Origin of the sequence: Rhodoferax sp. (assembly GCF_037143375.1) — a bacterium.
In the GTDB taxonomy this organism is placed as follows: domain Bacteria; phylum Pseudomonadota; class Gammaproteobacteria; order Burkholderiales; family Burkholderiaceae_C; genus Rhodoferax.
On record NZ_JBAWYV010000030.1, the window covers coordinates 21,844 to 34,339 of the forward strand.

Annotated in this window: 9 protein-coding genes; 8 read left to right on the forward strand and 1 reads right to left on the reverse strand. The window is 57.6% G+C overall.

Annotated features, from left to right (window positions below):
* The first annotated feature begins 2 nt into the window (after positions 1-2).
* Both pelF and pelG read left to right on the forward strand, forming a co-directional pair.
* A complete protein-coding gene (pelF, locus tag WCG50_RS07015; protein WP_336898881.1) occupies positions 3-1,490 on the forward strand; it encodes a GT4 family glycosyltransferase PelF in 1,488 nt (495 codons plus the stop codon).
* Complete coding sequence (gene pelG / locus WCG50_RS07020; protein ID WP_336898873.1) at positions 1,478-2,851, forward strand: exopolysaccharide Pel transporter PelG; 1,374 nt, start codon at positions 1,478-1,480, stop codon at positions 2,849-2,851. Before pelF ends, pelG begins: the two co-directional genes overlap by 13 nt.
* Before the next feature lie 81 nt (positions 2,852-2,932).
* Here the strand turns inward: pelG and WCG50_RS07025 are convergent, their stop codons facing one another.
* Positions 2,933-3,805, reverse strand: coding sequence for a M48 family metallopeptidase (locus WCG50_RS07025; RefSeq protein ID WP_336898874.1), 873 nt, complete (start codon positions 3,803-3,805; stop codon positions 2,933-2,935).
* A 43-nt stretch (positions 3,806-3,848) separates the two neighbouring features.
* Here WCG50_RS07025 and WCG50_RS07030 point away from each other — a divergent pair, with 43 nt between their 5' ends.
* From WCG50_RS07030 to WCG50_RS07055, 6 genes are all read left to right on the forward strand, one after another.
* Positions 3,849-5,180 (forward strand): MFS transporter, encoded by a 1,332-nt coding sequence (locus tag WCG50_RS07030; protein ID WP_336898875.1) that lies wholly within the window; start codon positions 3,849-3,851, stop codon positions 5,178-5,180.
* A gap of 36 nt (positions 5,181-5,216) precedes the next feature.
* Positions 5,217-7,127: a 1,4-alpha-glucan branching protein GlgB gene (gene glgB / locus WCG50_RS07035; protein ID WP_336898876.1), complete on the forward strand. Its 1,911-nt coding sequence runs from the start codon at positions 5,217-5,219 to the stop codon at positions 7,125-7,127.
* Positions 7,124-9,277, forward strand: coding sequence for a glycogen debranching protein GlgX (gene glgX, locus WCG50_RS07040; RefSeq protein WP_336898877.1), 2,154 nt, complete (start codon positions 7,124-7,126; stop codon positions 9,275-9,277). Before glgB ends, glgX begins: the two co-directional genes overlap by 4 nt.
* Positions 9,278-9,291: 14 nt before the next feature.
* Complete coding sequence (malQ, locus tag WCG50_RS07045) at positions 9,292-10,821, forward strand: 4-alpha-glucanotransferase (RefSeq protein WP_336898878.1); 1,530 nt, start codon at positions 9,292-9,294, stop codon at positions 10,819-10,821.
* A gap of 31 nt (positions 10,822-10,852) precedes the next feature.
* Positions 10,853-12,124, forward strand: a complete 1,272-nt coding sequence (glgC, locus tag WCG50_RS07050; protein WP_336898879.1) for a glucose-1-phosphate adenylyltransferase — start codon at positions 10,853-10,855, stop codon at positions 12,122-12,124.
* Positions 12,121-12,496, forward strand: a 376-nt coding sequence (locus WCG50_RS07055; protein ID WP_336898880.1) for a glycogen/starch synthase, incomplete at its 3' end; no start/stop codon positions are given. The genes glgC and WCG50_RS07055, both read left to right, overlap by 4 nt.

Below are 12,496 nucleotides of genomic sequence, written 5' to 3' on the forward strand. Positions count from 1 at the left end.
TGATGCTCCTGCTCGAAGGAACTTTTCCTTTCGTGGCCGGCGGGGTATCGAGCTGGGTCAATCAAATCATCCGCGGGTTTCCGGAGGTCCGGTTTGGCGCTATTTTTCTGGGAAGCCGTCCCGAAGACTATGGCGACATGCGATACGCTTTGCCTGACAACCTGGTGCATCTGGAAGCGACTTATCTTTATGAGCCTCAGGACAACCCCCCGGTGATGCCAGTGCATGCTGCACCCGAAACCATGCCCATGGTGGAGTGTGTGCACAAGCTGTTCGAGACCGACATGAAGCACCCTGATTGCGCGGAACTGTTCGCAGGTTTGATGGATGAGGCCGGGCCCGATGGCAAGGTCAGCCACGAGGTGTTTCTCTACAGTCCGGAGTCTTGGGAATTTATCAAGAAAAGTTACCGCAGTCGCTGCACGGACCCGTCGTTTGTTGATTATTTCTGGACCGTTCGCCACATGCACACACCTTTCTGGCGGTTGCGCGAAGTGGCGGTTCGCTGCCCGCAGGCTCGCATCTACCACGCGGTTTCCACGGGTTACGCCGGTATCCTTGGGGTGCTACTGAAGCACCGCAACAAGCGCCCCTTTATCCTGAGCGAGCACGGTATTTACGTCAAGGAACGCAAGATTGACCTCTATCAGGCTCAGTGGCTCAAGGACAACCGCAGCGTATTTGAGCGTGACCCCTCGCGGGTGAGTTATTTCCGACAGTTGTGGATTCGTTTCTTTGAGCATCTGGGCTATGTCACTTACCAGGCGGCCGATGACATCGTGGCTTTGTACGAGGCCAACCGACAGCGACAACTGCTGGATGGCGCACCCATGGAGCGCACCTCCAACATCCCCAACGGCATTGATATTCAACGCTTCGCCCCCTTGCGCGCGCAGCGGTCGGCCCTGCCACCGCCGGTGTTGTGCCTGATTGGCCGCGTGGTGCCGATCAAGGACATCAAAACCTTCATTCGCGCCATGCGCACGGTGACCAATCATTTACCGGAGGCCGAGGCCTGGATTGCCGGCCCCGAAGATGAATCGCCCGAGTACGCCAATGAATGCCGTGAGCTTGCACATCAACTCGGTCTGGGCGATAAGGTAAAGTTTTTGGGCTTCCAGAAACTCACTGAGTTGCTGCCCAAAGTGGGGTTGGTGGTGCTGAGTTCCATTAGCGAAGCGTTGCCGCTGGTCATTCTGGAGGGCTACGCCGCCGGCGTGCCGACACTCTCGACCGATGTGGGTTCTTGCCGTCAGTTGGTCTTTGGTCTGCCGGGTGAGGACGAGGCCATCGGGGCGTCCGGCCAAGTGGTCCGCATCGCCGACCCCGAGGCGCTGGGGCAGGCCGCGCTGGCTCTGCTCACGAACCCGCAGGCGTGGCAGCATGCCAGTGAAGCGGCGGTCAAACGGGTTGAAAAATACTACTCCCAGGACATGATGTTCGAGCGCTATGGTGCACTTTACGAGAAGAATTTCAAATGGCAGGCATAGGCTTCGAACTGCGCAAACTGCTCAAGAAGCAGACCTATGCCGGTCTGATTCAGGCCTATGCCTTTGCCGGCATCATCAGCTCTGGTCCTTGGGTGTTGTCCATCGTAGGCATCATGCTGATTGGTCTGTTCAGTCTGGGTGTGGTGTTCCCCAAAATTGCGATTGCCCAGTTTCAGGTGACTGTGACCTATCTGTTTCTGATCTCGCTGATCCTGACCGGATTCGTCCAGTTGTCGTTCACGCGCTTTGTCGCCGACCGCACTTTTGCCAAGGACGAAGCGGCCATACTGCCCAACTTCAATGGGTTGATTCTGGCGGCTGTCAGCCTGAGTATTGTGCTGGCTTTGCCGTTTGTGGCCTTCATGTTTCCCGAACAAACGGTGCTGTACCGCTTGCTGTTTGTGATGGGCCTGGCGGTGATGTCGGCGATCTGGATTGCCACTGTGTTTCTCACCGGCATGAAACACTACCGTGCCATTGTGTTGATTTTCTTTCTGGGCTACAGCGCCACGCTCTTGCTGGCGCTGCTGTTTCAGCGCTCGCTTGGCATGGAGGGCTTGCTGCTCGGATTTGTGCTGGGCCATTACCTGCTGCTGATGGGCATGATCTGGCTGGTGTATCGCAACTACCACTCGGATCGCATCATTGCGTTTGACATCTGGCAGCCCGGTGCCATGTACATCAGCCTGATGGCGGCGGGCTTCCTGTTCAATCTGGGTGCCTGGGTCGACAAGCTCATGTTCTGGTACTACCCCAGCACCGGCCAGGCCGTGATTGGCCCGCTGCATGCGTCGGTGATTTACGACTTTCCTATCTTTTTATCCTATCTGTCGGTCATCCCCGGCATGGCAATTTTCCTGGTTCGGATTGAAACCGACTTTGTCGAGTACTACGTCAAGTTCTACGACGCAGTGCGCGAAGGCGCCACCCTTGACTACATCGAGCGCATGCGAAACCACATGGTGTACCACGTGCAGCGCGGCCTTTTTGATATTGCCAAAATCCAGGGCATTGCTGTGCTGATCACCATTGCGCTGGGCGGGGTTTTGCTGGAATGGATCGGCATCTCAAGTTTGTATTTGCCGCTGCTCTACGTTTTGGTGGTGGGTGCCGCCCTGCAGGTGGTGTTGCTTGGCATTCTGAACGTGTTGTTTTATCTGGACCAGCGCCGCGCTGTGGTGCTGCTGACGGCCACCTTGCCGTTGACCAATATGCTGTTCACTGCCATTTCATTGAAGCTGGGCGCGGCTTGGTTTGGCTACGGTTTCGCTCTGGCCATGCTGGTCACTGTGCTGCTCGGTATCTGGGTCTTGAACAGAAAACTCGATGCGCTGGAATACCAGACCTTCATGCTTCAATAGTCCCGCCGAGGATTTTTTTGGCAGCTATTAAACGCTATATATTTAATAGCTGCTATCGCAGGTGGCACATGGGCTAGAGCCCTAAAATGCTTGAAGGTTTCGGGGGTCAGTTTTTTTGGATCGCTCATACAAGGGCATCACTTTGGGTAAATTCAGCTCGATGTCGGCAATCCGTGAGGTGCCAGACGGGTGGGTGGAGAGCCACTGCGGTGGCGCACCTTGGCTGGCGGCGCCCATTTTTTGCCACAAGGTGATGCCGGCCCGAGGGTCGTAACCGGCGCGAGCCGCGAGCTCCATGCCCACCAGATCAGCTTCGGATTCATCACTGCGGCTGAACTGTAGCGTGAGCAACTGGGCGCCATAGTTGGTCACGGTCTGGCCGAGTTGGCCCAAGCCGAACATCTGCCCGATCAGGTTGGCACCAATGCCGGTGGCGGCGTTTTTGCCCATGCGTTCGCGGGCATGTTCGCGCAGGGCGTGGGCCACTTCATGGCCCATCACCATCGCCACTTCGTCGTCGGTGAGCTTGAGTTGCTCCAGGATGCCGCTGTAAAACGCTATTTTCCCGCCCGGCATGCAAAACGCATTGATCTGTTTGCTGCCAATCAGGTTGACTTCCCAGCGCCAGTCCTTGGCGCGCGGGTTCCATTCAACCGCAAACGGAATAATTTTTTGGGCAATACTGCGCAACCGCCGCACTTGGGGGTTGTCTTTGCCACCCAGCGCGTTTTTAGAGGCAGCCTCCTTCAGCATTTGCGCATATTGCTGGACCGACGAACTCTCCACTGTCTCGGCCGGCACCAGCTTGCTGAAGGCCGAATTACCGCCCACATCGACGCCATCACGCGCCATCGCCACCGGAAAAGCGGCGGGTGACAGGGCCAGCAAAAGCGCCAGACTCCGCAGGGTCAATACGCGCGGCAAGTACCGCGAAAAGGGTTGGATGATGTTCATGATCTGACATAAATAGGAGAAGGTCAGCGCGTATTATTCCCGGATGACTTCAAGTGCGACCGATGCCCCCCTAATCAAGCCCTCGTGGCTAGCAACTTTCAAGGTTTACCTGGAGCCGCCCACGCTACGGATGCTGCTGCTGGGGTTTTCTGCCGGGCTGCCTTTGTTGCTGGTGCTGGGCACCCTGAGTTTCTGGCTGCGTGAAGCTGGCATAGACCGCACCACCATTGGGTACTTGAGCTGGGTCGGGTTGGCCTACGCCTTCAAATGGGTCTGGGCGCCCCTGGTAGACCGGATGCCGATACCGTTGCTCACCCGTTGGCTGGGTCGTAGGCGCAGTTGGTTGCTGCTGGCACAACTCGCGGTCATGCTGGGCTTGGTTGCGATGTCCTTTAACGATCCTAAAGTGGCGCTTGAACCGGTGGTGTGGGGCGCTCTGGCGGTGGCGTTTGGATCAGCGACGCAAGACATTGCGCTGGATGCTTTTCGCATTGAATCGGCCGATGCCGACCGCCAGGCGGCGCTGGCAGCAGCGTACCAGACTGGCTACCGTTTGGCCATGATCTGGTCGGGCGCCGGGGTGTTGTGGATTGCGGCTTGGGCAGAAGTTGCAGGTGCTGCGAGTTACCAGCATGGGGCTTGGCAAACGGCGTACCTCGCCATGGCCGCTTCCATGCTGCTCGGCATGCTGACGGTGTTGTTGTCGCCTGAACCGATGCGCCGCCCGATGCCAGCGGCCAAAAATGCAGCCGAATGGCTGCAAGGCGCCTTGATTGATCCGTTTGCCGACTTTTTGCGTCGCTATGGCAAGCAGGCGTTGCTGATTCTGGCGTTGATTGCCATTTACCGCATCAGCGATGTCGTGATGGGCATCATGGCCAACCCGTTTTATGTTGACATGGGCTACACCAAGGATGAAGTGGCCACTGTCACCAAGATTTACGGCGTGCTCATGACCCTGGCGGGTGCGTTTGTGGGCGGTGTGTTGTCGATGCGATTGGGGGTGATGCGCGTGTTGATGTTGGGTGCTGTTCTGAGCGCGGCCAGCAACCTTCTATTTGCCTGGCTGGGGGGGCGTGGCCATGATGTCACGTCGCTAATTTTTGTAATTTCGGCAGATAACCTCTCCAGCGGGATTGCCTCTGCCGCGTTCATCGCCTATCTATCAAGCTTGACAAATGTCAACTACTCTGCAACGCAGTACGCGATATTCAGCTCTATGATGCTGCTGGCTCCCAAATTTTTGGCGGGCTACTCAGGTCGCTATGTTGACGCTTTCGGTTATCAATATTTCTTCGTTGCCACCGCCTTGCTGGGCGTGCCGGTTCTGGTGCTGGTTTGGCTGGCTTCCCGTGCCAGGCCGCCCTTGAAGTAGCCCTGGTGATTCACTCGACCTACCCACCTCTGTCTCATGAAAAACACAAAAAATTCCCATTCACCTGCGTTTTGGCTTGGTGAGACAGATGTCTGGTTGCTGGCAGAAGGTCGGCATTTAAGGCCTTGGGAGAAACTGGGCGCGCATCCCTGCGAATTGGGTGGTGTTGTTGGCACCGCGTTTGCCGTTTGGGCCCCCAACGCCCGCCAGGTCAGCGTTATAGGCGACTTTAACCACTGGGACCCCCAAATGCATGCCATGCAGCATCGCATGGAATGTGGCGCCTGGGAGGTGTTTGTTCCCGGTGTGGGCGAAGGCGCTTTGTACAAATTTGCAATGGTCGGGGCCGACGGGGTGTCAGTTCATAAGATCGATCCGTATGCCCTGCGTACCGAGCCGGGCACCGGCCACGCCTGCATCGTGATGGCGCTGCCCGAGCCGGTGTTGTTGCCGCCCGGCCAGCGAGCCAGTGCCAACGCCTTGAAAGGCCCGATGTCCATTTATGAGGTGCATGTGGGCTCTTGGCGGCGCCCTCATGGGCAGCTGACAGATTGGGATGAGCTGGCCCGCACTTTGGTGCCCTATGTGGTGGAGATGGGCTTTACCCATATCGAACTCATGCCGATCAACGAGCACCCGTTTTATGCGTCGTGGGGTTACCAGCCGACCGGCTTGTATGCACCCACCTCTCGTTATGGCTCACCTGAATCTTTTCGTCAGTTTGTAGCGACAGCCCACGCGGCTGGCTTGCAAGTGTTGCTGGACTGGGTGCCAGCCCATTTTCCAGCCGATGCCGATGCCCTCGCCCGATTCGATGGGACGGCCCAGTTTGAACATCAAGACCCGCGTGAAGGGTTTCATTGCGACTGGAACACGCTGATCTACAACTTCAGCCGCCATGAAGTGCAGAATTTTCTGGTGGGCAATGCCTTGTTCTGGATCGAACGTTATGGCATTGACGGGTTGCGGGTGGACGCGGTGGCGTCCATGTTGTACCGAGACTACAGCCGAGCTGATGGTGAATGGGTTCCCAATAAAGATGGTGGCCGCGAAAATTACGAGGCCATCAATTTTTTGCGCGAGGTGAACCGGGTCATTGGTGTCGAAGCCCCGGGCGCCATCACGTTGGCCGAAGAATCTACCGCCTACCCTGGCGTCACGGCACCGCCCTGGATGAACGGGTTGGGGTTCAATTACAAGTGGAATCTGGGCTGGATGCACGACACCCTGGCCTATTTCGGGCAGGACCCGGTGCATCGACCCTATCACCATGATCGCATCAGTTTTGCCATGATGTATGCCTATAGCGAACATTACGTGCTGGCCTTGTCGCATGACGAAGTAGTTCACGGCAAGGGGTCCTTGTACGGCAAGATGTGGGGTGATTCTTGGCAAAAGCGCGCCAATCTGCGCGCTTTGTACGCCTTGATGTATGCCCACCCTGGTCGCAAGTTGCTGTTCATGGGGAGTGAGTTGGCGCAGGAGCGTGAATGGAATCACGACGCCGAACTCGATTGGGGCGTTCTGGATAATCCGGCCCACGCGGGTGTGAAACGACTGGTGCGCGACCTTAACCTGATCTACCGCACACACTCCGCCCTTTATGCAAAAGATGATGATCCCTCTGGGTTCCGGTGGATCGATGTGGAAGACCGGGCACAGTCGATTTTCAGTTTTGCGCGCTATGGCGTTTCGTTTCAGCAGCAAATTGTTGTGATCTGCAACATGACGCCGGTGGTCCGGCATGGTTACCGTGTGGGCGTGCCCCAAGGCGGTCGCTGGAAAGAGTTACTTAACAGTGATTTGAGTTGTTATGGCGGTAGCGGTGTCGTCAATGGGGATTCGGTGGCGTCTGAGCCGGTGTCTTGGCAAGGACACGCCCACTCGGTGGTCTTAAGCCTGCCGCCCTTGGGTGTGTTGTGGCTGTGTCCTGAGTCCGCTACATGACATTTGCCGCTACGCCACCGCAAACCTGGTTGAGCGAGCCGGGGCAGGCGTTTCCGCTGGGCGCCAGTTGCCTGACCGTGAAAGGCCGCGACGGGGTGAATTTTGCGGTCTTTTCGCGCCACGCTGAACAGATTGACATTTGTCTTTATGACGAACTGGGCGCTGTGGAGTTGGCCCGGGTTCCTTTGTTCAATGGCACCCAGGGCGTCTGGCACGGTTTTGTCGCTGGTCTTAGGGCCGGGCAGCTTTACGGCCTGCGCGCCCATGGGCCGTACCAACCGAATCGCGGGCAGCGTTTTAATCCGGCCAAGTTGCTGATCGATCCTTTTGCCCGGGCGCTGGTAGGAGACACCCAGCGTTTGTCGCTGGAACGGGATTACCTCGGACCGATGGATGGCCGGGCAGCAGTGCTGGACGCAGAGCCAGACCCCCACGACAACGCCGCCCGCATGCCCAAATCGCAGGTGGTGGACCTGAAAGCGGAGTTGTTGGCAGGTTCTCAGATGACGCCCGGCCCGCAAGTGCCGCTGGTAAACACCGTGCTGTATGAAGCCCATGTCAAAGGCCTGACCCAGCGCCATCCTGATGTGCCTCACGAGGTCCGTGGCAGTTATACCGGGCTGGTCAGCTCGCCGATGCTGGCGCATTACCAGCGGCTGGGCATCACCACGCTGTGCTTGTTGCCGGTACAGTTATTCATCACTGAAGCCCATCTGCTCAAAAAAGGCTTGCACAACTATTGGGGCTACAACACGCTGGGTTACTTCATCCCGGAGCCGCGCTACGCCAGCGGAACGTTCAGCGACGAGCGCAGCGAGTTTCGTCACATGGTGGAGCAGCTTCATCAGCAAGGTCTGGAAGTGGTGCTGGACGTGGTCTTTAACCACAGTGCCGAAAGCGATACTTTTGGACCCACCCTAAGCTGGCGCGGTCTGGATAACACCAGTTGGTATTCACTGGATGCCAACGGGCAGTACCATAATTTCAGTGGTTGCGGGAACAGTCTCAACCTGTCGCAACCCGGGGGCGTGCAACTGGTGATGGACAGCCTGCGCTGGTGGGTCCAAGCATTTGGCGTGGATGGTTTTCGCTTTGATCTCGCGACCTCGCTGGCTCGTGATCCGGTGCTTCAGCACGGTTTTCATCCAATGTCGGCGCTGCTGGTGGCCATCGGGCAAGACCCGGTACTGGCCGGGGTCAAGCTCATTGCCGAACCTTGGGATGTTGGTCCCAACGGCTACCAGCTCGGGCAGTTTCCGCCCCGGTGGCAAGAATGGAACGACCGCTTTCGGGATACCACCCGGGCTTTCTGGTTGGGGTTTGACAGCACGCGTGGTGACTTTGCCCGGCGGCTGACCGGCTCTAGCGACTTGCTCGGCCAGGGCGGGCGTAGCCCGTTGGCCAGCATCAACATGGTCACCGCGCATGACGGCATGACGCTGGCTGACCTGACCTCTTTCAGCCACAAGCACAACGCAATCAACGGGGAAGACAACCGCGACGGACACAACCACAACCTCAGCGCCAACGCAGGCATTGAAGGGCCCACATTAGACGCCAACGTGCTGGCGGTTAGGGGTCAATGGCGGCGAGCCTTGCTGAGCACCTTGTTCTGCTCGCAAGGCATTCCCCAGTTGCTAGCGGGTGATGAACTCGGGCATTCTCAGCAGGGCAACAACAATGCCTACTGCCAGGACAACGAGACCTCGTGGCTGGACTGGCCGGGCGCTGACACTGAATTGACCGAATTTGTGGCGGGATTGATTCACCTGCGACAAGACCACTCGGCCTTGCGCCATTCAAACTGGTTCACGCCGGGGACGATTTCATGGCACAGCCCGGCTGGGGCGGCGTTGACCATTGCCGAATGGGAAGACGACCACTTTCGAAGTTTTGCTTGTCTGATCGAGGTCGGCGACGAGGGCGCTGAAGCGACTGAGCGTTGGCTGCTGCTGTTTCACCCTTCTGCACAAGCGCTCGCTTTTACCTTGCCACCCGGAAACTGGACGCCTGTGCTGGACAGTTCGGCGGCGCGGGTCCTGCCTCAAAGCCAGTGGGCATCCGCGACAGCTTGCGCTGATCAACTTGTGATTCCCCCCCGTTCCCTGATCGGGCTTGTGCAGCCATTGGGCGCAATCCTTTTAACTTGAAAGACTCCACACTAATGTCCTTGGCCAACCCTTCTCTCCTGTCACAGCGTACCAGTGGTGTTTTACTGCACATCACCTCACTCCCCGGGGCTCATGGCTCGGGCGATCTTGGGATAGAGGCTTACCATTTTGTGGACTGGCTATTGACGGCTGGGCAGCGGCTCTGGCAAATCTTGCCGCTCACGCCGGTTGGGTTGGGAGACTCTCCGTACTACAGCCCGTCGACGTTTGCCGGCAACCCCTTATTGGTTGACCTCAATGACTTGGTGCGAAGCGGCTGGTTGGCACCCCAGCCAGATGGCGCGTTTGAGCCAGAACGTTGTGACTTTGAGCGCGTGGCACCTTACCGTATGGGACGTTTGAAGGAGGCATGGCAGGGGTTTTTGCTGAAAACGCAGCCTGCTGATTGGGCTGAGTTTGAGTCTTTTCGGGCTCAGCAATCCCATTGGCTGGAGGGTTACGCCCTGTTCATGGCCTTAGAAAAACGCCATGGCGCACCCTGGACCCAGTGGCCCACAGCACTGGCGCAAAGCGAGCCCAAGGCGCTGGCTGAGGCTGCTGCCGAGTGTGTGGATGACCTGGGGTTTTTCAGTTTTATCCAGTGGCGGTTCATGGTCCAGTGGCAGCGTTTAAGAGACTATGCACATGCACGTGGCGTCTATATAGTGGGTGACGCCCCCATTTTTGTAGCGCACCACAGTGCAGATGTTTGGGCTAATACTGACTTGTTTCAGTTGGATGCGCAGGGCGAGCCGATCGTGGTCGCAGGTGTGCCGCCTGATTACTTCAGCGAAACCGGACAGCGCTGGGGTAATCCTTTGTACCGTTGGGATGCCATGGCAGCAAATGGCTTTGCTTGGTGGAAGTCCCGCTTGGGGCATCTGCTGTCGATGGTGGATGTGGTTCGATTGGACCATTTCCGGGCCTTTGAGTCTTATTGGGAGATTCCAGCCAGTGAGCCCACGGCAGCCGCAGGTCATTGGCGTCAGGGCCCCGGCAAGCCTTTGTTTGATGCGCTTGCCACCGCTCGAGGTGTGCACCTAAGCGCTCCACTGCCCATCATTGCTGAAGATTTGGGCATCATCACCCACGAGGTGACCCGGTTGCGTCAGGACTGCGGATTTCCAGGAATGCGGGTCATGCAGTTTGCCTTTGGCGATACGTCAGACAACCCCTACCTGCCGCATAACTTTGATACTCAAACCGTGGCGTACACAGGAACCCATGACAACGACACCTCCCAGGGGTGGTGGCAAACCGCCAATGAGTCTGAGCGTTTTGCTGCACGCTCTTACCTGGGGCCTTTGGTAGACACCGAGATCCATTGGGCCATGATGCAGTCACTTTCGCAATCGGTGGCTGGCACCGTGATTTTCCCGTTGCAGGATGTGTTGGGGCTTGATGGCGCCCACCGCATGAACACACCGGGCTTGTCTCAAGGGTGCTGGCAATGGCGTTTCGAGTGGCGTCAGGTGGGAGATCAGGCCGAGCGACTGGCCAATCTGACTCGCGCACACGGCCGCAACCGTGCTGTGATAACCTGATTGCCGAACCCTTTAACTTCTGAGGATTCTTATGAAAAGCACTGCTCATCACCGCCCGGTTCGCCGGACCATTGCCCTTGTACTGGCGGGGGGAAGGGGTTCACGCCTGCACGACCTGACTGAAAACTGCGCCAAACCGGCAGTCCACTTTGGTGGCAAATTCCGCATTATTGACTTCGTGCTGTCCAACTGCGTCAACTCCGGGGTGCACCGTATCGGCGTCCTGACGCAATACAAATCGCACAGCCTGTTGCGGCATTTGCAACATGGCTGGTCGTTCTTGCGCAACGAGGTCAATGAGTTTATTGACTTGCTGCCTGCGCAGCAACGCGTGGATGAAGAGTCCTGGTACCGGGGCACCGCAGATGCTGTTTTCCAGAACCTGGATATCTTGCGCGAGCACGACCCCAAATACATCCTGGTGCTGGCCGGCGATCACGTTTACAAGATGAATTACGCCAGCTTGATCGAAGACCATGTGGAGCAGGGAGGTCAATGCACAGTGGCCTGCATTCAGGTACCACTGGCGGAAGCGACAGCCTTCGGTGTCATGACGGTGGATGAGTCGCGTCGAATTACCCAATTTGATGAGAAACCAGCCCATCCGCAACCGATGGTGGACCACCCCGACCAGGCGCTGGCCAGTATGGGTGTGTATGTATTCAACGCCGAGTATCTGTTTGCAGCGCTGGAGGCAGACCTGAAAGATCCAACTTCCAGCCATGACTTTGGCAAGGACTTGATCCCGGCCATGGTGGCTCGTGGCGATGCAGTGGCCCATTCATTCGACCTGTCATGCGTCCAGACGGACACCAGTGCGCCCTCTTACTGGCGCGATGTGGGAACTGTCGATGCCTATTGGGCCAGCAACATCGATTTGACTGACATCGTCCCGGATCTCGATTTGTACGACAAGGACTGGCCGATCTGGACCTATCAGCCGACCTCTCCCCCTGCTAAATTTATCTTTGACGACGACGGGCGTCGGGGCATGGCGGTGGATTCCCTGGTGTGCGGCGGATGCATCATTTCAGGTGCTCTGGTGCGCAAATCGGTGTTGTTCACGGGCGTCAAAGTTCATTCTTTCAGCAGTGTCGAAGCGTCTGTCATCCTGCCCGGGGCCGATGTCGGGCGCCATTGCCGTTTACGCAAGGTCGTGGTTGACGAGGGTTGCAAAATTCCGGATGGTATGACGATTGGATATGACGCTGTCGAAGATGCGCGGCGCTTTCACCTCAGTCCAGAAGGTGTCGTGCTGGTAACCAGTGCCATGGTGGCTGCTTTGGAGGAGGGTGAAAAGTGAAAGTTTTGTACGTCTGCACAGAACTCTTTCCATTTCTGAAAACGGGTGGTTTGGCAGATGTCAGTGCCGGGTTGCCCCCGGCGCTTGTGGCCCTGGGCTGCGATGTGCGTTTGCTGATGCCGGCTTTTCCGTCCATCGCCCGAGCCGCAAGCGCCACCCAACCTGTTGCCACCCTGGCAATAGCTGCGCCTTGGGGGCTTGGGCCTGAACTGCCGGTGGTCAGTATCGGGTTGGCCGCCTTGCCGGGCCTTGAAATGCCGCTGTATCTGGTGCAATCGCCCCTTCTGTTTGAGCGCTTGGGTAATCCGTATTTGGGCCCGGATGGCAAGGAGTGGGGTGACAACGCCAGGCGCTTTGCTGCACTGGGCTGGG